This is a genomic window from Geothrix edaphica, assembly GCF_030268045.1.
Lineage (GTDB): Bacteria > Acidobacteriota > Holophagae > Holophagales > Holophagaceae > Geothrix > Geothrix edaphica.
Genome location: NZ_BSDC01000002.1, coordinates 416922 through 443450, shown reverse-complemented (window position 1 = coordinate 443450; position 26529 = coordinate 416922). Strand labels below are relative to the sequence as shown.

General features: G+C 69.9%; 21 protein-coding genes. 14 read left to right on the top strand and 7 right to left on the bottom strand.

Annotation, left to right across the window (positions count from 1 at the left end; translation table 11 throughout):
• Nucleotides 1-10 precede the first annotated feature (10 nt).
• The 5 genes from QSJ30_RS09805 (at nt 11) to gcvPB (ending at nt 6968) form a co-directional block, all read left to right on the top strand.
• The gene (locus tag QSJ30_RS09805; RefSeq protein WP_285608782.1) at nt 11-442 is read left to right on the top strand and encodes an RpiB/LacA/LacB family sugar-phosphate isomerase; all 432 of its coding nucleotides are present in this window, start codon (nt 11-13) and stop codon (nt 440-442) included.
• The gene (gene rph / locus QSJ30_RS09800; RefSeq protein WP_285608781.1) at nt 442-1158 is read left to right on the top strand and encodes a ribonuclease PH; all 717 of its coding nucleotides are present in this window, start codon (nt 442-444) and stop codon (nt 1156-1158) included. The genes QSJ30_RS09805 and rph overlap by 1 nt, the downstream gene beginning before the upstream one ends.
• Nucleotides 1155-3905, top strand: a complete 2751-nt coding sequence (locus tag QSJ30_RS09795) for a patatin-like phospholipase family protein (protein WP_285608780.1) — start codon at nt 1155-1157, stop codon at nt 3903-3905. The genes rph and QSJ30_RS09795 overlap by 4 nt, the downstream gene beginning before the upstream one ends.
• A gap of 170 nt (nt 3906-4075) precedes the next feature.
• Complete coding sequence (gcvPA, locus tag QSJ30_RS09790) at nt 4076-5428, top strand: aminomethyl-transferring glycine dehydrogenase subunit GcvPA (RefSeq protein WP_285608779.1); 1353 nt, start codon at nt 4076-4078, stop codon at nt 5426-5428.
• A 10-nt stretch (nt 5429-5438) separates the two neighbouring features.
• A complete protein-coding gene (gcvPB, locus tag QSJ30_RS09785) occupies nt 5439-6968 on the top strand; it encodes an aminomethyl-transferring glycine dehydrogenase subunit GcvPB (protein WP_285608778.1) in 1530 nt (509 codons plus the stop codon).
• Between the two features lie 107 nt (nt 6969-7075).
• Here gcvPB and QSJ30_RS09780 read toward each other — a convergent pair whose 3' ends face one another.
• The 5 genes from QSJ30_RS09780 to modA form a co-directional block, all read right to left on the bottom strand.
• The gene (locus tag QSJ30_RS09780; protein WP_285608777.1) at nt 7076-8569 is read right to left on the bottom strand and encodes a hypothetical protein; all 1494 of its coding nucleotides are present in this window, start codon (nt 8567-8569) and stop codon (nt 7076-7078) included.
• Nucleotides 8566-9519 carry a glycosyltransferase family 2 protein gene (locus QSJ30_RS09775; RefSeq protein ID WP_285608776.1) on the bottom strand — a complete coding sequence of 318 codons (954 nt, stop codon included), beginning with the start codon at nt 9517-9519 and terminating at the stop codon, nt 8566-8568. The genes QSJ30_RS09780 and QSJ30_RS09775 overlap by 4 nt, the downstream gene beginning before the upstream one ends.
• A 63-nt stretch (nt 9520-9582) precedes the next feature.
• Nucleotides 9583-10698 carry an ABC transporter ATP-binding protein gene (locus QSJ30_RS09770; protein ID WP_285608775.1) on the bottom strand — a complete coding sequence of 372 codons (1116 nt, stop codon included), beginning with the start codon at nt 10696-10698 and terminating at the stop codon, nt 9583-9585.
• Nucleotides 10683-11357 carry a molybdate ABC transporter permease subunit gene (gene modB / locus QSJ30_RS09765; protein WP_285608774.1) on the bottom strand — a complete coding sequence of 225 codons (675 nt, stop codon included), beginning with the start codon at nt 11355-11357 and terminating at the stop codon, nt 10683-10685. The genes QSJ30_RS09770 and modB overlap by 16 nt, the downstream gene beginning before the upstream one ends.
• Nucleotides 11357-12151 (bottom strand): molybdate ABC transporter substrate-binding protein, encoded by a 795-nt coding sequence (gene modA / locus QSJ30_RS09760; protein ID WP_285608773.1) that lies wholly within the window; start codon nt 12149-12151, stop codon nt 11357-11359. Before modA ends, modB begins: the two co-directional genes overlap by 1 nt.
• A 180-nt stretch (nt 12152-12331) precedes the next feature.
• Here modA and QSJ30_RS09755 point away from each other — a divergent pair, with 180 nt between their 5' ends.
• The 6 genes from QSJ30_RS09755 to queC are packed head-to-tail and all read left to right on the top strand — an operon-like array spanning nt 12332 to nt 20145.
• A complete protein-coding gene (locus QSJ30_RS09755) occupies nt 12332-14923 on the top strand; it encodes an ATP-binding protein (protein WP_285608772.1) in 2592 nt (863 codons plus the stop codon).
• A gap of 14 nt (nt 14924-14937) precedes the next feature.
• A complete protein-coding gene (locus QSJ30_RS09750; RefSeq protein WP_285608771.1) occupies nt 14938-16071 on the top strand; it encodes a hybrid sensor histidine kinase/response regulator in 1134 nt (377 codons plus the stop codon).
• Nucleotides 16072-16118: 47 nt separating this feature from the next.
• Nucleotides 16119-17894 (top strand): M2 family metallopeptidase, encoded by a 1776-nt coding sequence (locus QSJ30_RS09745; RefSeq protein WP_285608770.1) that lies wholly within the window; start codon nt 16119-16121, stop codon nt 17892-17894.
• 4 nt (nt 17895-17898) lie between these two features.
• The gene (locus QSJ30_RS09740; protein ID WP_285608769.1) at nt 17899-18735 is read left to right on the top strand and encodes an Hsp33 family molecular chaperone HslO; all 837 of its coding nucleotides are present in this window, start codon (nt 17899-17901) and stop codon (nt 18733-18735) included.
• Nucleotides 18735-19454 carry a lysophospholipid acyltransferase family protein gene (locus QSJ30_RS09735; protein ID WP_285608768.1) on the top strand — a complete coding sequence of 240 codons (720 nt, stop codon included), beginning with the start codon at nt 18735-18737 and terminating at the stop codon, nt 19452-19454. Before QSJ30_RS09740 ends, QSJ30_RS09735 begins: the two co-directional genes overlap by 1 nt.
• Entirely contained in the window at nt 19447-20145 is a 699-nt protein-coding gene (queC, locus tag QSJ30_RS09730; RefSeq protein ID WP_285608767.1) for a 7-cyano-7-deazaguanine synthase QueC, read from the top strand. Before QSJ30_RS09735 ends, queC begins: the two co-directional genes overlap by 8 nt.
• Here queC and QSJ30_RS09725 read toward each other — a convergent pair.
• Entirely contained in the window at nt 20120-21904 is a 1785-nt protein-coding gene (locus QSJ30_RS09725) for a carbamoyltransferase family protein (protein ID WP_285608766.1), read from the bottom strand. The two genes, queC and QSJ30_RS09725, sit on opposite strands and share 26 nt — an antisense overlap.
• A gap of 103 nt (nt 21905-22007) precedes the next feature.
• Here QSJ30_RS09725 and QSJ30_RS09720 point away from each other — a divergent pair, with 103 nt between their 5' ends.
• From QSJ30_RS09720 to folK, 3 genes are all read left to right on the top strand, one after another.
• On the top strand, nt 22008-23513 hold the full coding sequence (locus QSJ30_RS09720) for a B12-binding domain-containing radical SAM protein (RefSeq protein ID WP_285608765.1): 1506 nt from the start codon (nt 22008-22010) through the stop codon (nt 23511-23513).
• A gap of 107 nt (nt 23514-23620) precedes the next feature.
• The gene (queF, locus tag QSJ30_RS09715; RefSeq protein WP_420798782.1) at nt 23621-23980 is read left to right on the top strand and encodes a preQ(1) synthase; all 360 of its coding nucleotides are present in this window, start codon (nt 23621-23623) and stop codon (nt 23978-23980) included.
• Nucleotides 23981-23984: 4 nt separating this feature from the next.
• Nucleotides 23985-24455 (top strand): 2-amino-4-hydroxy-6-hydroxymethyldihydropteridine diphosphokinase, encoded by a 471-nt coding sequence (folK, locus tag QSJ30_RS09710; RefSeq protein ID WP_285608763.1) that lies wholly within the window; start codon nt 23985-23987, stop codon nt 24453-24455.
• Between the two features lie 55 nt (nt 24456-24510).
• Here the strand turns inward: folK and QSJ30_RS09705 are convergent, their stop codons facing one another.
• Nucleotides 24511-26517 carry a dipeptidyl-peptidase 5 gene (locus tag QSJ30_RS09705; protein ID WP_285608762.1) on the bottom strand — a complete coding sequence of 669 codons (2007 nt, stop codon included), beginning with the start codon at nt 26515-26517 and terminating at the stop codon, nt 24511-24513.
• Nucleotides 26518-26529 lie beyond the last annotated feature (12 nt).

Below are 26529 nucleotides of genomic sequence, written 5' to 3'. Positions count from 1 at the left end.
GGGCGGGACGATGAAGCTCGGATTTGCAAGCGATCATGCGGGGTTCGACCTGAAGGAAAGGCTCAAGGCCTGGGCGCAGGGTCAGGGACATGAGGTGGTGGATTTCGGCACGGATGGTTCGGCCTCGGTGGACTACCCGGATTTCGCGCATCGGGCGGCGGAGGGCCGGGACCGGTGGGAGCGCCTGGTGCTGGTCTGCGGATCCGGCATCGGCATCAGCATCGCGGCCAACCGCCATGCTGGCATCCGCTGCGCGCTGGTGACCTCCCCTGAGCACGCGGCACTGGCGCGACAGCACAATGACGCGAACGCCATCGCTTTCGGCCAGCGGCTGACGGATCCGCTCAAGGCGGAATACTACCTGAAATTGTTCCTGGGCACACCTTTTGAAGGAGGGCGCCACCAGGGGCGGGTGGACAAGATCGAATGGAAGGGGTGCTGATGCGCGGCAACGGCGACCTTCGGGGCCTGGAATTTGAAACCGGCGTCCAGCTCCATGCGGCCGGATCCTGCCTGGTGAAGCTGGGCCGCACGCATGTGCTCTGCTCGGCCAGCCTGGAGGAGAAGGTGCCCGGCTGGATGAAGGGGCGGGGCACGGGCTGGCTCACGGCCGAATACGGCATGCTGCCCGCGGCCACGAACACGCGGTCTGACCGCGAGGCCGCCAGGGGGAAGCAGCAGGGCCGGACCGTGGAGATCCAGCGGCTCATCGGCCGCAGCCTGCGCCAGGCCATCGACCTGGCGGCCCTGGGCGAGCGCACCCTCACGGTGGACTGCGATGTGCTGAACGCCGACGGCGGCACCCGCTGCGCCGCCATCACCGGGGCCTGGGTGGCCGTGGCGCTGGCGCTGAAGGCCCGGGGGCTGGAGGCCGCCGTGGTCCGCCAGGTGGCGGCCGTGAGCGCGGGCGTCGTGGAAGCCGGTGAAGGCCGCCGGGGCGTAGTGCTGGATCTGGAATATGAGGAGGACCACCTCGCCGCCGTGGACTGCAACCTGGTGGCGGCGCGGCCTGCCGGGGGCGGGGAGCTGCTGCTGGTGGAGCTCCAGGGCACGGGCGAGGGCCGCCCCTTCAGCCGATCTGAGGCGGATGCCCTCGTGGACCTGGGCCTGGCCGGCTGTGCCGCCCTCATGGAGGCGCAGCGGGCGGTCCTCGCATGAGACGGAGCCTGCCGGCCCCCGCGCGGACCCTGGCGCTGCTCGGGCTCCCCGTCCTGCTGGCGGGCCAGGCCGTCCCCCCGATGGCCGCTCCGGCCCCGCAGCGCATCGAGGTCACGGTCCAGCCGCCGGACATGGTGTTCCGCTTCGCGCCCCGGGTGGTGATTCCGGGCATGCCGCGCGTGGGTCTGGCCCTCAGCGGCGGCGGAGCCCGGGGGCTGGCCCACATCGGCGTGCTCCAGCGCCTGGAGGAGGTCGGCTTTCCCCTGGACAGCATCACCGGCACCAGCGCCGGTTCCCTGGTGGGCGCCCTCTACGCCTGCGGCTTCTCGGGCCGCGAGATCGAGGATCTCTTCCGCCGCCTGGACCTGACCCGCGCCTTCCTGGAGCCGCTCCTCCGCAACCCGGGCGAGACCCTGGGCGAGCAGGAGGACCGCGAGTCCACCTTCATGTCCATGGAGCGGAAGAACGGGCAGACCACCCTGGCCCAGGGCCTGCGGAGCGGCCTGGAGGTGCAGCGCACCCTCCAGGGCCTCCTGGCCCGGGGCGCCTACTTCTCGGGCGGCGACTTCGACCGGTTGCAGCGGCCGCTCCGGATCCTGGCCACGAACCTGGAGACGGGGCAGGGCCGGGTCTTCGGGCAGGGCGACCTGGTGGAGGCCGTGCGCGCCTCCATGGCCGTCCCCGGCGGCTTCCGGCCCGTGGTGATCGAGGGGCAGCAGTACGTGGATGGCGCCCTGGTGGAGAACCTGCCCGTCACCACGGCGAGGGAGGCCTTTCACCCCGACGTGATCATTGCCGTGGACATCAGCAGCCCCCTGGAGCAGCGCCCGGCCACGAACATCTTCTCCGTGGCCTCCCGCAGCCTCGATCTGGTGGTTGAGCGGCGCCAGTGGGAGAGCCGTGCGGCGGCGGACTTCCTCATCCGGCCCGACATCCGCGACGCCCCCTTCCTCGAGTACGGAAGCCTGGCGCCCCGGCTGGTGCTCCAGGGCCGCGAGGCCTTCGATGCGCGCCTGGAGGAGCTCGCCACGTTCCTCCGCGGGAAGTCGGGCGGGCAGGAGATCCTGGCGGCCGACCGGGTGGTGTTCGAAAGCCCCGTCCCCGTGGGCGAGGTCCTGGAAGGAACGCTCTCCGCGACCTTGAAGGCCGCGGCCAGCGGCTTCCGGGTCCTGGATGTCCAGATCCTGCTGCAGCAGATCCTCGTCCACGGGCTCGCGCGGGAGGCCTGGGCCACGGTGGATGCGGACCGGGTCCTCACCATCCACCTGAGGCCCTATCCGGTGGTGAAGGAACTGACCGTGGAGGCGCCCGCCGCCTGGCTCCCCCTGGCCCAGCAGGCCATGGAGGGCCCGGTCAAGCCCGGCGAGCCCTTCAACCCCCAGATCTTCGGCAGCCAGATGTCGCAGCTGGTCTACCGCCTGCTCATGGGGGGCAGCCCCCTGGTGGACGTCCGCGGCTCCGGGTTCGACCCCGACACCGGGTGCCTCAAGGTGATCCTCCGGGAGCCCCTGATCTCCCGGGTCGAAGTGTGGACCGTGCCGGGACCTGCGGTGGACGAATCCCACCTGCGGCGGCTCCTGGGCGACCTGGAGCGGCGCCCCTTCCGGCCCACGGACCTCCAGCGGCACATCGCCCTGGCGGAGCACCGGCTCCACCTCGCGGAGCTGCACTACCTCACCCGGCCCGATGGCCAGGGCGGAACCATCCTCACCTTCATCCCCGTGCCCCAGCAGCAGGACCGGCTGGACCTGTCCCTGGGCTACGAAAGCACGCTGGGCGGCCAGCTGGGCCTCACGTACCACGCCCTGAACCTGGGCTTCAAGGGCTCCGAACTGGAGCTGAGCGCCGCCCGCAACCGGCTGCAGCAACAGGCGACCGTGGCCCTGCGGGCCCCCCTCTTCTCGCCTGGGGCCGGCCTGGAGCTCAGCGGCAACTACTGGCAGCAGCGCCTGGAGATGCCCCTCGGCTGGCCCGCCCCCCAGCTGCCGCTCAGCGGGGTGGAGGCCCGGATCAGCGCCTCGGATCTGGTGCTGCGGACCTACTTCCGGTTCAGCAGCCTGGGCACGGGGAAGGTGACCCTCGACCTGGGCCGCCGGAACGTGGCCTTCAAGGAGGACGGCCTGCGCCTGACCCAGGTCCAGGATGCCGTCTACCTCTCCGCCGAGTGGGACAACCTGGATCGCCACACCCTCCCCCGGGAGGGCCTCCTCCTGCGGGCCCGGGGCGGCACGGGCGAGGTGAAGGCCGGGGAGCTGCCCGGCGGGGCCTTCCAGCAGACCTACTTCCGCGCCCGGGGCCTGCATACCTTCCGTGAGTTCCTGGGGGCCGATCTGGATCTGGAGTGGGGTCAGGGCCGCCGCCTGCCGCTGGACCGCTGGTGGGTCCTGGGGGGGCCCTCCTTCGTCATCGGCTCCCGGGCCGCCGGGTACCAGGTACCCAATTTCGGCGCCGTGCGGTTCGGCTTGCCCTTCCGGTTCTACGGCGGTCTGGGGCTCACCGTGGAGGTGGTCCCCCGCTTCGATGTGGCCTGGATGGCCCAGCACGCCGACACCCTCTTCCATGCGGATACGGGCTTCCAGGTCCAGGGCACGGGCCTGCTGCTGCGCACCACGCTCCTGTCCAAGTTCTATGTGGAGCTTTCCTACGGGTTCCTCAAGCTGAGGACCCCCCAGGGAACCCGCCCGGCCACGGGCAGCTTCGATGTCCTCGTCGGAACCCAGCCCTTCGACCTCTGGAAGCGGAGGTGAATGCTGTCCCGGGGTTCCGAGCAGTGGTCGGGCCGAGCCCTCCCACTGCGCCACCCTCGTCAAGTGGTCTGTGCATGGGCGGTCTGTGATCACCTGCACAGGAGGCCCCGGCTGCCCGGGCTGATACGCTGAAGAGCTGCATTTCCATCCGCTTCCTTGCCGAGGCCGCCATGCGCTATCTGCCTTCCTCCCCTGCCGAAGATCGGGCCCTCCTGGACACGATCGGCGTTCCCCGCGCCGAGGATCTCCTCGTGGGCATTCCCGAGTCCCTGCGCCTGAAGGGCGGCCTGGACCTGCCCGCCCAGGGCTCCGAGCAGGAAGTGACTTGGCAGATGCTGGACCTGGCCAACCGGAACACGCGCTTCTGCGCCCAGTTCCTCGGCGCCGGCGCCTACGACCACTTCGTGCCGTCGGCCATCGACGCCATGGTGAGCCGCCAGGAGTGGTTCACGGCCTACACGCCCTACCAGCCCGAGATCAGCCAGGGCACCCTCCAGCACATCTTTGAATACCAGACCCTCATCTGCGACCTCACGGGCCTGGATGTCACCAACGCCAGCCTCTACGACGGCGGCACCGCCTGCGTGGAGACGGCCCTCATGGCCGTCCGCGTGCAGAAGAAGCGCAACACCGTGCTGGTGAGCCGCGGCCTGCACCCCCTCTACCGCCAGGTGCTGGCGACCAACTTCGCGCCGCACGACGACCTGAAGCTGGTGGAAGTGGACCTGAAGGATGGCGTCACCGACCTGGCGGACCTGCAGGCCAAGCTCAACGGTGATGTGGCCGCGGTGATGGTGGGCTACCCCAACTTCCTGGGCGCCGTGGAGGACCTCACGGCCCTGGCCGGCCCCGTCCACGCCGCCGGCGCCCTGCTGGTGAGCGTCACCCAGGAGGCCCTGGCCTTCGGCTGGCTGGAGGCGCCCGGCAAGGCCGGCGCCGACATGGCCTGCGGCGAGGCCATGTCCTTCGGCAACAAGCCCAATTTCGGCGGGCCCTACCTGGGCTTCCTGGCCGTGAAGGACGCCCACAAGCGCGAGATCCCCGGCCGCGTCGTGGGCCAGACCAAGGATCTGGATGGCCGCACGGGCTATGTGCTGACGCTCACCGCCCGCGAGCAGCACATCCGCCGCGACAAAGCCACCAGCAACATCTGCTCGAACCAGGGCCTCGTGGCCCTGCGCGCCAACATCTACCTGCAGGTGGCGGGTCCCGAGGGGCTCAAGGGCCTGGCCGAGCAGAACGTGGCCAAGGCCCAGTACCTGCGCCAGCGCCTGCTGGAGCTGCCGGACATGGAGCCAGTCTTCGACCACCCCTTCTTCAACGAGTTCGTGCTGCGCTACAAGGGCGACATGGCCGCGCTGCAGGAGGCCTGCCTCGCGGAGAGCCTGCTGCCTGGCCTGGACCTGGGCCGCTTCTATCCCGAATACCAGGGCTGCATCCTCTGGTGCGCCACCGAACTCCACACCCGCCGGATGATCGAGAGCCTCGTCGAGATCCTGGCCCGCGTCCCCGCCACTGTGTAAGGAGAGCGACATGTTCCTTCGCCAGCGCGAACCCCTCTCCTTCGAACGCTCCGTCCCCGGCAAGCGGGGCATGGACCTGCCGAAACTCGACGTGCCCACCGCCAAGGACACCCGCCCCGCCCACTTGAAGCGCAGCGGCTTCGACGCCCTGCCCGAGCTGAGCGAGGTGGAGGTCATCCGCCACTTCACGCGCCTCTCCAAGTGGAACTACGGCGTGGACGACGGCATCTACCCGCTGGGTTCCTGCACCATGAAGCACAACCCGCGGCTCAACGAGAAGGTCGCCGGAATGCCGGGCTTCACGGACAGCCACCCCATGGCGCCCGATGCCCTCATCCAGGGCAACCTGGAGACGCTCTTCACCCTGCAGGAGTGGCTGAAGGAGATCACGGGCCTGCCCGGCGTCACCCTCCAGCCCAGCGCCGGCGCCGCCGGCGAGCTCACGGGCGTCATGCTCATCCGCGCCTACCACGTGGCCCAGGGCGCCAAGCGTCGCGTGATCCTCATCCCCGACAGCGGCCACGGCACCAACCCCGCCACCGCCGCCATGGCAGGCTACGAAGTGGTGGAACTGCCGTCGCTGCCGGACGGCACCATTTCCTTCGACGATGTGACTGATCCCGTGAACGGCAAGGTCCGCAAGGGCCTGAAGACCCTGGTGAACGAGCTGGGCGCGGAGATCGCCGGCGCCATGATCACCAACCCCAACACGGTCGGCGTCTTCGAGTACCGCTTCAAGGAGATCAGCGACCTGCTGCACAGCGTGGGCGCCCTGGTCTACATGGACGGGGCCAACATGAACGCCCTCGTGGGTGTGGCCCGCCCCGGCGACTTCGGCGTGGACGTCATGCACCTGAACCTGCATAAGACCATGTCCACCCCCCACGGCGGCGGCGGCCCCGGCGCCGGCCCCGTGTGCTGCGTCGAGAAGCTGGTGCCCTTCCTCCCCGTGCCCGTCGTCGTGCGCGACACCGTGAAGGTCGGCGAAGGCGAGGTGCCGAAGCACAGCTACCGCTGGGACTGGAACCGCCCCCAGAGCATCGGCAAGGTGCACACCTTCTACGGAAACTTCGGCATCCTCGTGCGGGCGCTGACCTACTGCCTGAGCCACGGCTCCGACGGCCTGAAGGAAGCCACGCTCCGCGCCATCGTGAATGCCAACTACATCCGCGCCCGGCTCAAGGGCGCCTACGCCCTGCACATCGACTCGCCCAGCCTGCACGAGGTGGTCTTCAGCGACACCCTCCAGGCCAAGCACGACGTCCACACCCTGGACATCGCCAAGCGCCTCATCGACCACGGCTACCATCCGCCCACGATCTACTTCCCCCTGATCGTGCCCGGCGCGCTGATGATCGAGCCCACGGAGAGCGAGGGCAAGGACGAGCTGGACGCCTTCTGCGACACCATGCTGGCCATCGCCAAGGAGGTGGAGACGGACCCGGAGGCCCTGCACCAGGCCCCCACCCTCGCCCCCCTGCGCCGCATGGACGAGACCACCGCCGCCCGCAAGCCCGTGCTGCGGTGGACGAAGGCCTGAGGAACCGCCCTTTCCGCAGAAGCGCGGGCCCTTGGGCCCGCGCTTCTAGTGTCTGTGGTTCCCCTCACCGGTGGACGGGGATCCGCTCGCGTAGGATCGGGGCCCGTTCAATCCCAGGTGACCACGAGGGCGGAGGCGTCCTGATAGGCCACGCGGAAGGGGCGTAGCTCCAGCTCCGGGAATCCCTTGGCCCGGGCGGTGCGAAGCACGAGCCAGCGGGTGTGGAATGCCTGCGTGAGGGTCTTCGCGTCGAGGGGCGCGGCGTGGCGGCGGTAGTGCTCCAGCAGGCGGGCCCGGTCAGGATCCTCGCGCAGCGAATAGGTCGGATCGAGCCCCCAGAGGAAGGTTTGCCGGTAGCCGTCATAGTAGAGATCCGGGAAGTCGTCCCAGAAGAGATTGATGACCGTCTCTCCTGGCGCCAGGTGTTGCGCCATCCAGGCGCAGGCGCCGGTGAAGAAGCGGGGCGGGGCGTAGGCCGACTGATAGACGCGGTCGAAGGACACGGCCCGGGCGTGGAAGCCCGCCAGCAGGGCCAGCGCCAGGGCGCCCGTGCCCAGGCGCAGCCAGCGGCGGGAGGCCCACCACCTCCGGACTTCCAGGAGGGGCAGGAGATCCCGTAAGACGAGGGCGCAGGCGGCGGCCACGAGCAGGACCGAGTACTCCGCGAAGCGCGGCGTCCGGGCCGTCATGCCGAACCAGGCGAGGGCGGCGAGGCCGAGGCCCAGCGTGGCCGGCGTCAGCCGCCTCCGCGCCAGGACCAGCACGACGAGAAGCAGTGCCGCGAGGAGGATCAGCAGCGGGTAGATGTCCAGGAGGACCGCCCACGGGTAGGGATACAGCTCGTTGCCCAGCTCGAAGCCGGAAGTCCCGGCACCCTGGAGGCCCAGGCGGAAGACCTGCACATAGGTGAGGAAGGTCGCCAGCGTGAGGGGCGTGTAGGGATGGAGGACGAGACCCGCGGCCGATCCCCCGCCGGCGGCCAGCAGCAGCCGCCAGTCGAAGGCCTCTCGTCCGAGCCAGCGCCCCAGGGCGATCGGCACGGCCGTCATGAACAGCACGAAGGGTACCGTGTAGCTCCAGGCGTAGACGAAGCCCAGGACGAACACGGCCCGGTAGCGCTTCTCCAGCATGAGGTGGAGCCCGAGGGTGAGCAGCAGCATGCTCAGCACGTGGGACCGGAGCATGCCCAGCCGCGCGAGGAAGAGTCCACCCATGGCCAGGGGCAGGAAGGCGCAGGCCAGAGGGTGGCGCACCCGCTGGGCCCGCAGCATGAGGTAGAAGGCCCCCATCACGGCTCCGGCCAGCAGCGCGCCGAAGATCCGCGCCCCGAGGATTGGGTCGGATCCGAGGCGGGCGAAGGGTGCCATCGCCAGGTGGAAGAGGAACTCCTTGTCGCAGAACTGCCCGCGCCAGGTGCTCAGCTGCGTCCAGGGGAAGGCCCGGGACAGGCCGCGCTCCGGCAACATCCACGCGAAGCGGGCGTGAAAGTATCCGTCCCGCTCGAATAGCCCGGCCTGCTGCCAGGCCGTGAGGCCGTAGTAGAGGCCCACGTAGAGCAGGAGCAGAGCCAGCGGCCCCCAGCGCCGAAGCCTGGGGGTCATCGGTTCCCCCCAGCGGGCCAGGGTGGCACGGCCAGGTAGGCGAGCTTCTTCACCTCCTTGCGCCCGCGGGTGACGGTGTCGAGGATGAGCCCGCAGGTGTAGCCGAGCGCTGCGATGACCATGAACCCCGTGCAGAGGATGGCTGTGGGAAAGCGGGGCACCAGGCCCGTGGCGAGGTAGGTGCGGAAGAGGGGCACGGCCAGGACCAGGGAGAGCGCGACGAGCAGGCTCGAGAGTGCCGAGAAGAAGGCCATGGGCTCCTCATTCCGGTAGAGGGACAGGATGAGGCGGAGGATCTTGAAGCCGTCCGCGTAGGTCCGCAGTTTGCTCGCGGAGCCCGCAGGCCGCGCCCGGTAGGGCGTGCCCTCTTCCGCCACGGGCATGGCCAGCTCCAGGGCGTGGACCGTCAGCTCCGTCTCGATCTCGAACCCCGCCGAGAGCACAGGGAAGGACTTCACGAAGCGGCGCGAGAAGACGCGGTAGCCCGATAGCATATCCGTGACTCGCTGACGGAAGAGGAAGCCCACGGAGAGGCTGAGCAGCGCGTTCCCGAACCGGTGACCTCGCCGGAAGACATCCTGGCCTGTCTCCGCCCGGCAGCCCACCACCATGTCCAGCTGCCCCTCCAGCAGGCGCGCCACCATGCCGGGGGCGCTGGCGGCCTCGTAGGTCGCGTCGCCGTCCACCAACACGTAGACATCGGCATCCACGTCCGCGAACATGCGGCGCACCACGTGGCCCTTGCCCTGGGCGGTCTCGCGGCCCAGGAGGGCCCCGGCGGCACGGGCGGCTTCCGCGGTGCCGTCGGTGGAGTTGTTGTCATAGACGTAGACGCATGACTCCGGAAGGGCCTTCCTGAAATCGGCCACCACCCGGCCGATGGCGACTGACTCGTTGTAGCAGGGGATGAGTACCGCCACGCGGGGCAGGGCAGGGCCGGAGTCGCTCATGTAGACCTCTCCAGGGATCAAGTGAGCATAACTGACCTTCGTGTCGGTCAGCCTTGGCGTAGATCAGTCGTGGGGAATGAGGTGCACCGCGGCGGCCTTGAGGATGGCGCAGACCGGATCGCCTTCCACCAGGGCCAGGTCATGGCAGGCCTGCCGCGTGACGAGGCTCTCCAGGGGGAAGCCCGCGTCGAGGGCGATCCGGATGAGAGAGCCTTCCGGTTGCAGGGCGGTGATGCGGGCCGGCAGGCGGTTGCGGGCGGTGGAGCCGGAGCCGGGGCCGCCGCCGCGCTCCACGGCCACATCTTCGCCCCGGATGCACACGAAGACCTCCCAGCCGAGGCTGCCGGGATCGGCGGCCAGGATCTGGGCGGACCCCACCGCGACCGTGGCCATGCCGTCGGCGATGGATTCGATCCGGCCCCGCACCACCGTCTCCACGCCCAGAATCCGCGCCACGGCCGGGTCCGTGGGGCGGTCGAAGACCTGCTGGATGTCGCCGCTCTGACAGACCCGCCCCTGGTCCATCACCACCAGCCGGTCCCCCAGCTGGAGGGCCTCGGCCCGGTCGTGGGTGACGAGCACCGTGGGGATGTCCAGGGTGCGGAGCAGCTCGCGCAACTCCTTGCGGAGGCGCAGCTGCGACGGCCGGTCCAGGGCGGACAGGGGCTCGTCCAGCAGCAGCAGCCGGGGCTTCCGCGCCAGCGCCCGACCCAGGGCCACGCGCTGCTGCTGCCCCCCGGACAGCTCCCCGGGATGGCGGTCTCCGAGGCCCTCCAGGTCGAGGAGGGCGAGCAGCTCGTCCACCCGGGCGGCCCGTTCCCGTGGGCTTAGCGAAGCCAGGCCGTAGCCCAGGTTCGCGCCCACGCTGAGGTGAGGGAAGAGGCTGTAGGCCTGGGGCAGGAAGCCCAGGTCGCGGGCCTGGGGGGGAAGATGAATGTGCCGTTCCACGTCCGACCAAGCTGCGCCGCCCACACGGATGACGCCGCGATCCGCCGGTTCCAGCCCCGCCAGCAGCCGCAGGGCCGTGGTCTTGCCCGATCCCGAGGGGCCGAAGAGCACGGTCACGGAGAAGCCCGGCCGCGGGATCTCGAAGCGGGCCTCGATGGTGGCGCCCCGCGGGAAGCGGCGTTCGGCGTCTGCCTGCAAGTAGGGATCATCGCTGATCAGATGAGCGTCCACGGCTTCCTCTGGCGGCGCCGCAGCGCGTAGGTGAAGGCCAGCACGAGGAACGACACGCCCAGCAGCAGCGCGGCCGTGCGGGCCGCCGGGGCGTAGTCCATGGCCTGCACCTGGTCGTAGATGGCGATGCTCACGGTGCGGGTGCGGCCCGGCAGGTTGCCGCCCACCATGAGCACCACGCCGAACTCGCCCAGGGTGTGGGCGAAGCTCAGCACCAGCCCCGTGAGGATGCCGGCCCAGGAGAGGGGCGCGATCACGCGGAGGAAGGTGCGGGGCCGCGATTCGCCCAGGCACCAGGAGGCCTCGATGAGGCCGCGATCCACGGAGGCGAAGGCCGCGGCCAGGGGCTGGATCATGAAGGGCAGGCTGTAGAGCACGGAGGCGATGAGCAGGCCCTCGAAGGAGAAGGGCAGCGTGCTGCCGAAGAGGCCCTCCCAGGCCCGGCCCAGCGGGCTGCGGGGGCCCATGGCCAGCAGGAGGTAGAAGCCCAGCACCGTGGGCGGCAGCACCAGGGGCATGGCCACCACCGCCTCCACCAGGAACTTCCAGCGCCGCCGGGAGAAGGCCAGCCAGTAGGCCAGGGGCAGGCCCAGGATCAGCAGGGTCGCCGTGGTGAGCGAGGCGAGCCAGAGGCTCAGGCGGATGGCCTGCCAGTCCATCAGCGATCTTCCGTGGTGAAGCCGTAGCGGCGGAGGATGGCCGCCCCTTCCGGCGAGCGCAGGAAGTCCCGGAAGGCCAGGGCGGCGGCCCGGTTCCGGGCGTGGTTCAGGAGGACGCCCCCCTGGTCCAGGGCCGGGTAGGCCGCCAAGGGCACCTCGAAGGCGCGGCCCGCGGCGGCCAGGTTCGGGGCCTTGGCCAGGGAGAGGGCGAGGAGGCCGATGTCGGCGGCGCCGGTCTGGACGAACTGGGCGGTCTGGGCGATGTTCTCCCCGAAGACCAGCCGCGGCCGCACGGCCTCCAGCAGGCCGAGCTTTGCGAGCGCCGCCTCGGCGGCCCGGCCGTAGGGCGCGTGGCGCGGATTGGCGATGGCCACCTTCCGGGCGGCGGGGTGGAGGAGCGCCTGCATGCCCAGCTGCTCCAGGGGGATGGGCGAGCCCTTCGGCACCCACAGCACCAGGCGGCCCCGGCTGTAGTGGAAGAGCGTGCTGCCGTCCGCCAGTCCCGCCGCCACCAGTTTCTTCGGGTAGTCGAGGTCGGCGGAGAGGAAGAGGTCGAAGGGGGCCCGGCTCATGAGCTGGGTGTAGAAGTTCCCCGAGGAACCGTAGGTGATGGCCACCTCTGTTCCAGGGTGGGCCTTCGCGAAGGCCGCCTTCATCTCGCCGAGGGCCGCCTGCAGATCGGCGGCGGCGGCGATGGCGAGGGTGGGCGGGGGCGCCGACCGTCCGATTCCCGCGAGTCCCAGGAACCCGAAGGTCACCAGGAGGGCGCGCAGGGGCTGGCGGAGATCGGGCATGGCGGCTCCGGGCGGGGATGGGGCGGGCGGCAGAGCGCCTGCCCGATTCTAAGCCTTGATGGATTGCGGCGGGTGGGCCGGCCCGTCATCATTCCACGGGAATGCTGCCACACCACTGACGGGACCGCCGGAGTACCCATCCTCCGAGGTTCCGGTTCCCAGGTCCCGAAGGGATGTCGCATGCCCGCCTTCCTCAGCCGGTTCCGCATCGCCGCCAAGCTCTGGCTGGGATACAGCGCCGTGGCCGCGATCCTGGCGGGGCTGGCCCTGGTCCAGCTCGGCCTGCTCCACCAGGAGGAGCGCCAGGCCATCCGGATCTTCGAGAACCGCATGGTGCCGGTCCGGCAGCTGAAGGTCATGTCGGACGCCTATGGGATCCGCATCCTCTTCGCCGCCCGCCAGGTGCGGGGCGGCACCCTCGATGCCGCCGAGGGCCTCGCCAGGGTCCGGTCCGCCCGCCGGGAAGCGGGCCGCCAGTGGGCCGCCTTCAAGGCCTCCGCGCCGGCTTCGGATGGGGAAGTGCTGGCCCGGGTGGATGCCCTCACGACCTACGTGGCGAAGGACCTCGACCGCCTCGAGCAGCTTCTGGAAGAAGGGCGGCTGCCGGATCTCGGGCGCTTCGTGGACGACGACCTGCTGCCGGAGATCCTGCCGCTCACGAACCTCCTCGCCGGCCTGGTGCAGGCCCAGGAGGACGCCGCGCAGCAGAGCATGGAGGAGATGGCGGCGCGCTCCCGCCGGACCAGGGCCCTGTCCTACGTCCTGATCCTGGCGGGCCTGGCCACGGCCCTGGCCCTGGGCTACCTCATCGCCCGCGACCTCTCGGGAAGCATCCGGGGGATGGTGGAGCAGGTGCGCCGCGCCGCGGGGGGGGACCTGGAGGTCCGGGTGCGGATCAAGGGGCAGGACGAGCTCGCGGACATGGGGCGCGACCTGAACCGCATGATCGCCCGGCTGAGGGAGACCATCCATGCCCTTGGCGAGCAGGAGGCCAGCGAGCGCGCCGTGCTGGAGAATGCCCGGGTGGCCATCATCGTCCGGGACAACGGGGGCGTGGTGCGCCGGTTCAATCCCTACGCCGAGGACCTGCTGGGCTATCCGGCCGAGGAGGTGCTCGGCCGGTCCTCGACGGTCTGGCTCGATCCGGAGGAGGTGGAGGCCCGGGCCCGGGAGCTGGCCCAGCGCGTGGGACGGCCGGTGGCCTCCGAGATCGACCTGATCCGCCTGCTCACGGAGGCCGGCCCCGATCAGCGGGAGTGGACCTTCCGGGCCCGAGACGGGCGGTCCATCCCCATGCTGGTGGCCCTCTCCCGGATCACGGGCGCGGACGGGGAGCGGATCGGGTACCTGAGCGTCGCCTCGGACCTTTCGGAGCGGAAGGCCCTGGAGGCCGATCTGCGGGCCAGCGAGGCGCGGGCCCAGCTGGCCAACCGGGCGAAGAGCGCCTTCCTGTCCAACATGAGCCACGAGCTGCGGACGCCCCTGAACGCCATCCTCGGCTACGCCCAGCTCATGGCGCGCCGGCCCGGGCGGAGCGCGGAGGACCGCGACCAGCTCGGCCGCGTCCTGGCCGCTGGCGAGCACCTGCTGTCGCTGATCAACGACGTGCTGTTCCTCAGCAAGATCGAATCGGGGGGGCTCGACCTGCGCATCGGTCCCTTCCGCACCGCCGCCTTGCTGGACGGGGCGCTGGACATGCAGCGGATCCGGGCCGAGGCCAAGGGGCTGGAGCTGAGGCTGGAGGCGGATCCGGCGCTCCCCGCGTACCTCGATGGCGATGCCGCCAAGCTCAAGCAGATCCTGGTGAACCTGCTGGGCAACGCCGTGAAGTTCACCCAGAAGGGTTCCGTGGTCCTCCGCGCCGGCTATGCCGCGGGGCGGGCGACCTTCGCCGTGGAGGACACGGGCCCGGGGATCTCCGAGGAGGACCAGCGCCAGCTGTTCCAGGCCTTCTTCCAGGCCGCCAACCAGCCGCTCGCGGCGGAGGGCACGGGGCTGGGGCTCCACATCAGCCGCTCGCTGGTCCACCTCATGGGCGGGGAGCTGGCGCTGGACAGCCGGCTCGGCGAGGGCAGCCGGTTCAGCTTCAGCCTGCCCCTGCCCGAAGGGGAGGCGCCCCTGGAGCTGGAGGGCGGCGGTCAGGTGATCCGCCTGGAGCCGGGACAGCACCCCGCGGCGATGCTGGTGGTGGACGACCGGCCGGAGAACCGGGACCTGCTGGCCCAGCTGCTGGCCTCCGTGGGCCTCCAGGCCATCACCGCCGCCGATGGCATCGAGGCCCTGGAGCTCTGGGAGCGCCACCACCCGAGCCTGATCTGGATGGACCTCCGCATGCCCCGCATGAGCGGCTTCGAGGCTCTCCAGATCCTCCGGGGGAGGGAACGGGAGCAGAACCTCACCCACACCCCCGTCGTGGCGATCTCCGCGAGCGTCATCGACCTGGACCGCGAGACCCTCCGCAAGGCGGGCTTCGACGACTTCCTGGGCAAGCCCTTCCGGGAGGCCCAGCTCTTCGAGGTGGCGGGCCGCCTGCTCGGCCTCCGCTTCCTGACCCGGCAGGCCGCCCCGGCCCCGGTCTCGGTGGACCTGACCGGACTGAAGCTTCAGCCCGAGTCCTGGCGCGCCGATCTGAAGGATGCGGTCCTCATCGGCGACACCGAGGCCGCCCTGGCGGTGGTCGACCGGCTGGGGCACCACCCCATGGCCGATGGGCTGCGGCACCTGCTCCGCGACTACAAGCTCCAGGAACTGCTCAACGCATTGAACGGATGACATCGGAGATCGGCATGCTGGTACCGCAGGGCGACATCCTCATCGTGGACGACAATCCGGCCAACCTCGACCTGCTGGGCGCGGTGCTGCGGGAGCGGCAGTACCGGGTGCGGGCCGTGCCCTCCGGCGCCATGGCCCTGGAGGCCGCCCGCCGTCATCCGCCTGAACTGGTGATGCTCGACGTGAACATGCCGGGGATGGACGGCTACGAGACCTGCGAGGCCTTCAAGAAGGACCCCGCGCTGGTCCGCATCCCCATCATCTTCATCAGCGCCCTGGACGATCCCCTCGACAAGGTGAAGGCCTTCAAGGTGGGAGGGCGCGACTACGTGACCAAGCCCTTCAGCGCCGAGGAGGTGCTGGTGCGGGTCGAGCACCAGGTGAACCTGGGCCGGCTTCAGCGGGAGTTGGAGATCCAGAACCAGAACCTGGCGGATGCCAACCTCAAGCTGAAGGAGGTCAACACCCTCAAGACCAACTTCACCACCATGCTGATCCACGACCTCCGCTCCCCCCTCACCGTGATCGGGCTCGTCCTGGAAAAGCTGCGGGGCGGAAGCTCCACCAGCGATGGGGCGCTGGACAAGGCCGAAGCCTCCTGTGCGCGGATCAAGACCCTGCTGGACGAGATGCTGGAGATCTACCGCAGCGACACCGGGCAGATCCCCATCGAGTTCGGGGAGATCGACCCGACCCCCTGGCTGGCGACCCTGCTGGCTCCGTACCAGCTGCGGGCGGCCTCGGCCGGCGTGGAGTTCCAGCTGGCCATATCCGAGGGCCTGCCCCGGATCCTCGGCGACCAGCAGAAGCTGGACCGCGTCCTGGTGAACCTGGTGGACAACGCCTTCAAGTTCACGCCGCGGGGCGGGGCCGTGCGGGTGGAGACCGGGATCGAGTTCGGGTCCGGGGTGGAGGCCGGCCTGCGCTTCCTCCGCCTGTCCGTGGTCGACACGGGGCGGGGCATCCCGGCGGGGGACCTCCCGTTCATCTTCGACCCCTTCCGGCAGACCGAACGCAGCGATGCCAGCCAGGGGGTGGGTCTGGGCCTCGCCATCGTCCAGCGCCTGGTGGCCGCGCACCGGGGCCAGATCCGCGCCCAGAGCCAGGTGGGCTTCGGCTCGAACTTCAGCGTCCTCCTCCCCTGCTGACGGGCCCCCCGTCCCGAAGGCACAATAGAGGGTTCCCCGGAGCCCCCATGCGCCTCCTTCCCGCTCTCATCCTCGGCATCCCCCTCATGGCCCAGGCCCTCGCGCCCGTGCAGGAGCGGGCCGACCGGTTCCTCAAGCTGGTGAACGCCGGCTACCAGTCCCTCTACTACGTGAGCCAGGAAGCCACCTGGGCCGCCGCCACGGACGTGAAGCCCGAGCATGATGCCGCCGCCGAGTGGGCCGGCAAGGCCTTCGCCGCCTTCAACGGCAACCCCATGGTCATCACCGAGGCCAAGGAGCTGCTGAAGCATCGCACCCAGCTCGACGAGAAGACCGTGCGCCAGCTGGAGCGGGTGTTGCTCATGCCCTACGGCGCCGAAGGGCCGATGACCCGGCCAGAGCTCGTGGCCGCGCGCATCGAGGCGGAGACTCGCCAGGTGTCGCTCATGAACGGCTTCCAGTTCAAGGTCGGAGGCCGCCCGGTCTCCGCCAACGACATCGACAACAAGCTCACCGCCAGCCGCGACCTGGCCGAGCGCCGGATGTGGTGGGAGGCCAGCAAGGAGATCGGCGCCCCCCTGAAGGACGGCCTGGTGCGCCTGCGCGACCTCCGCAACGGCGTGGCCCGGGAGCTGGGCTACCCCGACTACTTCGCCCTCCAGGTGGCCCGCTACGGCCTGACCACCGACGAGATGATGGCCTTCAACCGGAAGTTCCTGGCGGAGCTGAAGCCCCTCTACCTCCAGCTGCACACCTGGGTGAAGTACGAGATGGCCAAGAAGTACGGCCAGCCCGTGCCCAAGGCCATCCCGGCCCACTGGATCAACAACCGCTGGAGCCAGAACTGGACCGGCTTCGTCAGCGCCGTGGACTTCGACCCCTACTTCAAGGGCTGGCAGCCCGAGCGCGTGGTGAAGACCGCCGAGGCCTTCTACACGGGGCTGGGCTTCGATCCGCTGCCCGCGAGCTTCTGGGCCAAGTCCGACCTCTACCCCGTGAAGGCCGGCGATCCCCGCAAGAAGAACAGCCACGCCTCCTGCTGGCACCTGGACCTGGACAAGGACATCCGCTCGCTCATGAGTGTGGAGGCCAATGCCCAGTGGTTCGAGACCGTGCACCACGAGCTGGGCCACGGCTACTACTTCATGAGCTACACCCGGCCCGACGTGCCACCCCTGCTGCGGGACGGCGCCAACCCCAGCTTCCACGAGGGCGTGGGCGAGCTCATCGCCATGGCCACGCGGCAGATCCCCTACCTGAAGTCCGCGGGCGTGCTCCCGGCGGACTACAAGGTGGACCAGATGCAGGTGCTGCTCAATGACGCATTGGAAGTGGCCATCCCCTTCATGTACTGGGCCTGCGGCACCATGCCCGAGTGGGAGGCCGAGTTCTACGGCAAGAACATGCCCGCCGACCAGATGAACGCCAGGTGGTGGAAGCAGGTGCGCGACCTGCAGGGCGTGGAGCCGCCGAGCCCCCGCGGTGAGCAGTTCTGCGACGCCGCCACCAAGACCCACATCAACGACAATCCCGCCTACTACTACAGCTACGGCTGGGCCACGGTCTTCAAGTTCCAGATGCACGACCATATCGCGCGGAAGATCCTCCACCAGGATCCCCGCGCCTGCAACTACGCCGGGAACAAGGAGGTGGGGGCCTTCCTGAAGAAGATCCTGGCGAAGGGTGCCACGGAGGACTGGCGGAAGGTGCTGAAGGAAGCCACGGGCGAGGACCTCTCCACCCGCGCCATGATGGAGTACTTCAAGCCCCTGATGGCCTGGCTGGTGCAGCAGAATAAGGGCCGTCAGATCGGATGGGATTGAACGGATGACTGAATCCATCCCCCAGGCCAAGGTGGTCAAGTCCCTCACCCGGGACCGGCATATCCGTCTCTCCTCGGTGGACGCCAGCCCCCTGTGGGATGGCGTCCGGCGGGGCCATCCGCACCTGGAGCCGGCGGCGTGCGCCTGCCTCACGGAGCTGCTCACGGCCACCGCCCTGCTCCAGGGCCGCACGCTCTTCGCCGAGCGCCTGCAGCTGCTGGTGAAGGGCTCGGGCCGGGCCAAGGCCGTGGTGGCTGACAGCTGGCCCGACGGCACCATCCGCGGTGTGCTCGACCCCGGACCCGAGGAAGCTCCAGGCTGGATCTGGGCCCCGGGCGTCTTCCAGGTGATGCGCTCCAGTGCCACGGGCCAGCCCTACGTGGGCCACCTGCCCCTGGTGGAAGGCGGTATCCAGGTGCAGGTGGAGCACTACCTGCAGCAGTCGGAGCAGATCCAGGCCAGCCTCACCCTCTGGTGCGATCACGGCACCGGCGAGGCCGGCGGCCTGCTGGTGGAGCCCCTGCCGGACTGCCCGCCGGAGCGCCTGGCGCGTCTGGTCCAGGCCCTCGAGGGCCTCGAGGTGGTGCCCCTCTGGGAGCGCACGCCGGACTTCCTGGCCACCTGGGTGTCCCAGGGCGAGGGGGCCGACGACCTGGTGGCCACGGAGATCTTCTACCGTTGCCGCTGCACCCGCGAGGCCCTGCTCGAGACCCTGCGGCGGTTCCCGGAGGAGCAGAAGGCGGGCCTCTTCCTCGAACCCGGCCCCGTGGAGGTCCGCTGCGACTACTGCGGCACCATGTACCCCATCAGCCGCGAGGATCTGCTGCCGGGGGGCGCCTGATGGGCGCCCGCGTCGCCATCGCGGAGCGGGGCCGGCCCCTGGGCTCACCCCTGTCCGTGTGGCTGCAGTTCCGCGTCGTCCCCTTCCTGGTGGCGGGTCTCAGCAAGCTCTGGTCCTACACCCTGCGGGTGCGTCGCGAGGATTTCGGCCCCGTGGAGGACCTCGTGGCCCGGGACCAGCGCATCATCCTCGCCTTCTGGCACCGGCGCCTCTTCATGATGCCCCTGGCCTACCCCTTCCACCGCCGGAACGACCGGGGCGAGGTCCGCGGCGTGGCCATCCTCTCCAGCGACAGCAAGGACGGGGAGCGCAGCGCCGCCACCTGGCGCTGGTTCGGCATCCACGCCGTGCGCGGCACCGCCAGCGACGATGGCGCCAAGGCCCTGGTGCGCATGATCCAGGCCGTGCGGCAGGGCTGGGACTTCGGCATCACGCCCGACGGCCCCCGCGGCCCGCTCATGGAGCTGAAGCCCGGCACCCTGGCCCTGGCCCGCAAGACCGGCGCCTGGATCATCCCCGTGAGTCTGGCCTTCGACCACAGCTTCGAGCTGAAGACCTGGGACCGCATGGTGATTCCCTTCCCCTTCGCCACCTGCGTGATCAAGTACGGGATTCCGTACCAGGTTCCACCCAAGGCGGAGGATGGCGCCGAAGCCGTGCGGCTTCAGCGCGCCATGGACGACCTGGAGCGATGGGCCGAGGGGATCAAGCATGTCTGAGCTCGCGGTCGTCTCCCTCTCCGGCGGCATGGACTCCTGCGTGACTGCCGCCATCGCGAAGGCCGAGGGCTACGAACTGGCCCTGCTCCACGCGGACTACGGCCAGCGCACCCAGGATCGGGAAAAGCGGGCCTTCCGTGAGATCGCGGACTTCTACGGCGTGCCGGCCTCGAGGCGGCTCATCATCGGCTTCGACACCCTCAAGGCCATCGGCGGCTCGGCGCTCACGGACACCTCCATCGCCCTGCCCGAGGGTGAGCTGGACCGGCCCGGTGTGCCCGTGAGCTACGTACCCTTCCGCAACGCCCACCTGCTGGCCACCTGCGTGAGCTGGGCGGAGGTGCTGGGCGCGTCCGCCATCTTCGTGGGCTTCGTGGAGGAGGACAGCAGCGGCTACCCCGACTGCCGCGAGGCCTTCCTCCGCAGCTTCGAGCAGACCGCCAACCTGGGCACGAAACCCGAGACGCAGCTGGCCTTCCACGCGCCCCTCATCCACCTTCGCAAGGCCGAGATCGTGCGCCGGGGCCGAGATCTGGGCGCGCCCCTGCACCTCAGCTGGTCCTGCTACCAGGGCGAGACGGAGGCCTGCGGCCACTGCGACTCCTGCCACCTGCGCCTGCGAGGCTTCCAGGAGGCGGGCCTCGCCGATCCGATCCCCTACGCGTTCATCCCCGAAGGACTGCGGCTTTGAGAACCCGCTGGGCGCGCTTGACCACCAGCGTGTCTTCCAGGACCAGGGCATCGAGGCCTGTGCCCAGGAAGCAGCGGATGGCGTCCTCGGGGGAACAGACGATGGGCTCGCCCCGCACGTTGAACGAGGTGTTCAGGAGGATCGGGACGCCGGTGCGCCGGCCCTGGTGCGTGAGGAGCTCCCAGTAGCGGGGGTTGGCCTCGCCTCGCACCACCTGGACTCGCGACGTGCCGTTCACATGGACCACCGCGGGGATCTCCGATGCCCGCTCCGGGCGGGTCTTCACGGCCACCGTCATATGCTCGTACTGATCCAGGCCGCGCAGGTGGAAGAAGGCATCCGCGCCTTCCGCGGTCACGGAGGGGGCGAAGGGGCGGAACTCCTCACGCTTCTTCACGGCCCGGTTCACGCGGTCCTTCATGTCCGGGCGCCGGGGGTCGGCGAGGATGGAGCGGTTGCCCAGGGCCCGCGGGCCGAACTCCATGCGGCCCTGGAACCAGCCCACGACCTTCCCCGCGCCGATCAGGTCGAGGGTGCGGTCCAGGAGGTCTTCCGGGCGCTCCCACGCGAGGGTGGACGCGTGGGCTTGGAGGGCCGTCTCGATCTCAGCTGCCGTGAAGGCAGGTCCCAGGTACGGGGTCGCCATCCGTCCCTGCGGCACGGCACTCCCACGCCGGCGCTCGGCCACCAGGGCGGCGCCCAGGGCCGCGCCGGGGTCGCCCGCGGCGGGCTGGACGAAGAGGCGGTCGAACAGCCCGCTGCGATCCAGGACACCGTTCAGGCTGCAGTTCAGGGCCACGCCGCCGGCGAGGCAGAGGTGGCGTGTGCGGTGGGTGGCCTCGACGGGCTCGAGAAGGCGGAGCACCGCCCGCTCCAGGGCCTTCTGCAGGCCCGCCGCCACGGCCATGTGCCGCGCCTCGATGGGACCTTCGGGCTGACGCGCCGGGCCCAGCTGCCGGCTCCAGCGCAGGGTGCGGCTGGCGGGATCCCTGAGCAGGGCCGGGATGGTGAAGCGCGCGTTCCCCTCCCACAGGAGCTGGTTCTCGAAGAAGGGCAGGTAGGTGTCGTCGCCCTCGCCATAGGCCGCGAGGCCCATGACCTTGTATTCGTCCTCAATGGGCTCGAAGCCGAGGAAGTGCGTGCCGAAGGCGTAGAGCAGGCCCAGGGAGCTGGTGGCGGGCAGGGCGTGGAGCAGGCGGAGGTCCGGGCCCTCGCCCAGGTAGAGGCTGAGGGAGGCGGATTCCCCGTTGCCATCCATGACGAGGACGAGGCTGCGCTCGAAGCCGGAGAGGTAGTAGGCGCTGGCGGCGTGGGCCAGGTGGTGATCCACGGCCTCGAGGTGCGGGAAGTCTGCGCGGAAGCCGCTGGCGGCCTCCCGGGTCCGCTGGTACTCGGCCCGGATGGCTTCTTCCACCCGGGCATCGCCGCCCCCGGTGGCCTGGAGGTGGCGGTCCAGGTGCTCATCTTGCAGATCAAGGTAGTGGGCCGCGGCCAGCTGCGCCAGGGGATGGTCGGCGGCCTCGGCGCAGGCCCGGGCCGCGCGCCGGGGCACGCCCATGGTGTGCTTGAAGCGGCTCAGGCGCTCCTCCTCCACGGCGAAGATCGCCTGGCCTCCACGCACCAGCACCGCCGCGGCATCGTGGCCGATGTCGCCGATGGGCAGGGGCACGTCCGGGTGCAGGCGGGCATTCTCCCGGATGTGCCGAAAGGGATGGAGGTCATGGCCTGGAAGACCGCTGAGGCCGAGCTGGAAGGGCATGGATACCAGGGAGGAAGGGCGATTGCCACGCCAATGGTATCGTTTGGCGAGGCTCCCTCTTCGTGATCCTGGACACGGAAAGGCGCTCAGAATAAGGCCGCCCATGCGCGTCACCCTCGTCCACCCCTCGGGGTTCAACTTCGTTCCCGGCCAGCCGGATTTCTCGGTGCTGGCGAACCGCCTCGCCCCCGTGGGCATCCTGTCGCTGGCGGCCTGGCTGGAGCAGCATGGCCATCCCACGGCGGTGCACGACTGCCTCGGGCCCCAGGCCCCGACCCGCCTGGAGGACCAGGTGGCCGGGATCCTGGCCACGAGCCCCGACCTGGTCGGCTTCTCGGCCACCACCTCGGGCTTCATGGATGCCGTGGACCTGGCGGCGCTGCTGAAGGCCGCGCGGCCCGACCTCCCCATCGTGGTGGGGAATGCCCATGCGTCGAGCCTGGGCGCGCCACTGCTGGAGAGCTTCCCGGAGCTCGATTTCCTCTGCCTCGGGGAAGGAGAGGGGCCGCTGCTGGACCTGGCGGAGGGCAAGCCCCCGGCGGAGATCCCGAACCTGGTCTGGCGCGACGGGGACCGCATCGCCACCAACCCGCGACGCCCCCGCATCCTCGATCTGGACGAGCTGCCCTTCCCGGCCTACGAGAAGCTGGCGGGCTTCCCCCAGGGCTACCACCTGCCCCTCTTCAGCTACGTGAAGCGGTACGGGGCCACGATGATCACCTCGCGGGGCTGCCCCTACACCTGCTCCTTCTGCGACCGCACGGTGTTCGAGCACCAGTACCGCTTCCACAGCCCGGCCTACATCCACGCCCACATGAAGCACCTGCGGGACCGCTTCGGCGTCCACCACATCAACTTCTACGACGACCTCTTCACGGCCCATCAGGGCCGCATCACCGAGCTGTGCCAGCGCCTCCTCGACGAGCCCCTGGGCATGAACTTCAACTGCATCATCCGCACGGGCCACACCTCGGTGGAGCTGCTGCAGCTGCTGAAGCGGGCGGGCTGCATCATGGTGAGCCTCGGCGTGGAGAGCGCCGATCCGGGCATGATGGCGCGGCACAAGGCGGGAGTGACCCTGGAATCGGTGCGCGACACCGTGGAGAAGGTCCACGCCGCCGGCCTGCGGGCCAAGGGGCTGTTCATTTTCGGCCTGCCCGGGGAAACGCCGGAGACCTTCCAGCGCACCAGCGATTTCATCCTCTCCCTGGACCTGGACGACATGAACCTCACCAAGTTCAGTCCCCTGCACGGCGCGCCGCTCTGGGCCGAGTGTGTCGCCGGCGCGGAGGGCGACTTCATCGAGGACTGGCGGCTGCTCAACTGCGTCAACCCGGTCTTCCGCCCCGAAGGATTCGCCTCGCGGGCCCAGATGGAGGAGCTCTACAACGGGCACATCAAGCGCTTCTACAGCAGCGAGGGCTACCGCCACCGCTTCGGGCGGCGCTTGTGGGAGCACCGGTGGAGCCTGTGGCATCTGATTCGCCATCTGCCCCAGACCCTCGCCGCCAAGCGCTACTTCGGCTCGAAGGGGGACGCCGGAGCCGGCACCTACACGCGCCACCCCCGGCAGCCCGTGGGCCTGAGGCCCATGCCCCTGGGCCGGTGAGGGTAATCTGGAGGGCCGCGCGCCCTCTTTCATCCGGATGACCCATGGCCACCAAGAAGCCCACCAAGTCCACGAAGCCCACGCTCCCCGACCAGCTGCCGACCTACGTGGTGACGCGCCCCACGGGGCAGCTCGACACCTTCAAGAGTCCCCGGCCGGGGCGGCCCTTCACGATCACCTTCGAGACCGAGGAGTTCACCTGCCTCTGCCCGCTCACGGGCCAGCCGGACTTCGCCAAGCTGCGCATCCTCTACCAGCCGGACCAGCTCTGCGTGGAGTCGAAGTCGCTCAAGCTCTACCTCTGGAGCTTCCGCGACCAGGGCGCCTTCCACGAAGCCGTCACCAACCAGATCCTCGACGACCTGGTGAAGGCCACCAAGCCCCAGTGGATGCGCATCGAGGGCGACTTCCTCATCCGCGGCGGCATCCGCACGCTGGTGGTGGCGGAGCACGGGAAGAAGCAGTGACCTCATGAAGGCCGTCATCGCCCTCGGCTCGAACCTCGGCGACCGCCGGGCCCACCTGGAGGCGGGCCTGGCGGCCTTGCGGACCCTGGGGGCCGTGGTGCCCTCACCGTTGGTGATGGAAACGCCGGATGAATCCGGCCGCGGACCCGCCTACCTCAACACCGTGGCCATCCTGGTGACAGAGGAGGCGGATCCGCGCCGCCTGCTGGAGGCCCTGCTGCGCCTGGAATTGGCCGAGGGCCGGGATCGCAGCGCCGGGAGGAACGCGCCCCGAACGCTTGATCTGGATCTCATCACCGCCGACGGACCGCCAGGGAACTGGACGTGGGCGACGCCGGAAGACCTGCGGGCCCTGGGCCCCGAGTTGAGTCTGGAACTGCCCCATCCCAGGGCCTTCAACCGCCCCTTCGTCCTCGAACCCTGGCGTGCCCTTTCCGACCCTGGCGAGTGCGGAGGGGTGATCCCGAAGGGTTGACCATGAAGAAGGCCCCCGAATCGGGGGCCTTCTTCATGGCGGGAAGTGCGGCCGGCTACTTTGTCCAGCGCTCGCACCAGCCGAGCACGGTGTCGTACCAGAGCTTGCTGTTCTGGGGCTTGAGGACGAAGTGGAACTCGTCGGGGAAGTAGAGCAGCTCGCTGGGGATGCCACGCAGCTGCAGGGTGTTGAAGAGCTGGAAGGCCTCCCCCACGGGCACGCGGTAGTCCAGCTCGCCATGGACGACGAGCATGGGCTTCCTGAAGTTAGCGGCGCCGCTGCTGGGGCTCTGGGACTGCCAGCGGGCCTTGGTCTCCGGGTTCTCCCAGGGCCAGCCCTTGAACTCCCAGCGGGGGAACCACAGCTCCTCGCTGCCCAGCTGCATGCTCTCGGTATTGAAGATGCCCGCGTGGGTCACGAAGGCGGCGAAGCGATCGGCCTCGTGCCCCGCCAGCCAGTTGGTGGCGTAGCCGCCGTAGCTGCCGCCGGCCGCCACCACGCGCTTGGGGTCGGCGTTGGGGAACTGCTTGAGGACGGCGTCCAGGGTGGTCATGAGATCGGCCATCACAGCGCCGTTCCAGTCCCCGCTGATGGCGTCGCAGTAGGCCTGACCGAAGCCCGAGGAGCCGCGGGGATTGGGCAGCACGGTGATGAAGCCGCGGCCGGCCCAGGCCTGGGCATTCCAGCGGGGATGCCAGCTGTCGGCCCAGGCGCCCTGGGGGCCGCCGTGGATCACGAAGGCCACGGGATAGGTCTTCTTCGGGTCGTAGCCCACGGGCTTCACCACGAAGGCGTGGGCCTTGGTGGGCTTGCCGTCCAGGGGCAGGGTGTCCACCCAGAGGTCCTCGCCGGGGTTGAGGTCCAGCTCCCTGGCCAGGGCTTCGTTGTGGTGGGAGGCCCGGGCCGTCTTGCCCAGCTTCAGGTCCAGGGTGTAGAGGTCCTGGGGCGTGGTGAGGCTGGTGGAGACCACCACGGCATGGTCAGCAGCCAGCGCGAAGCCTTCGATGTGCAGGCCCTTGCTGAGGCGCTGGAGGGTTTTGCCATCCCAGCGGAAGAGGTCCGCGTGGCCCTGCTGGTCGCTGACGCCCACCAGGTCCTGGCCCTGCCACTGGAAGTCGCCGAAGCTCTGGTCGAAGGCCTGGGTGGTGCGCACGACCTTGCCGGTGGCGCGGTCCATGACCCACAGCTCGAACTTGTCGGATTCGAAGCCGGGCCGGCGCTGGGCGCGCCAGGCCACGAACTTGCCATCCGGGGAGTAGCGGGGCGTGGTGTCCATGGCCGGGTTGGCGGAGAGCTGCTTGGCGGGGCCGCCGGCCAGGGCCACTTCGTAGACCTCGCCGTTGGTGCTGGTGGCCTGGGTCTGCTCGGGGTGGGTCTCGAAGGCCAGGGCCTTGCTGTCGGGCGCCCAGGCGAAGCCGTCGCCGGCGGCCACATCGGCGAAGTTGGGCACGTCCGTCGTGAGGCCCGCCGTGAGATCCCGAGGTGCGGCGCTGCCGTCGGCGGGCACCACGAAGAGGTGGCTCACCTGCTGGGGATCCTTCCACTCGTTCCAGTGGCGGTACATCAGCGTGGTGATATGGCGGGCCTTGACCTTGCTCTCCTCCTGGCGCTTCAGATAGGCGGCGTTCTCCGCCTCATTGCCCGAGGGCACGGTGGTGGAGAGGAAGGCCAGCCACTTGCCATCCGGACTCCAGACCTGGCCTTCGGCGCCGCCGCTCAGCTTGGTGAGCTGGCGCTTTTCTTTGGTGCCCAGGTCCACGATCCACACCTGGCCGCCGGACTGGTAGGCCAGCTTCTTCCCGTCGGGGCTGAAGCGGGGCCGGGACTGGCTGCCGGAGCCGAGGTCGAGGGCCTTCGCCTCGCCGCCCGCGGGCTTGTACCAGACATGGGTGGTGGACTTGTTGGCCTGGAAGTCCACGGTGCCCACCTGGTAGGCCAGGGCGCCGGTGGCGGACAGCTGGGGATCGGCGACGCGCTTGACCTTGAAGAGGTCGTCCACCTGGAGGGGACGCGAAGCCAGCAGCGGCAGGCCTGCGGCGAGGAGGAGGAGCTGGATCTTCATGGGGACTCCGGG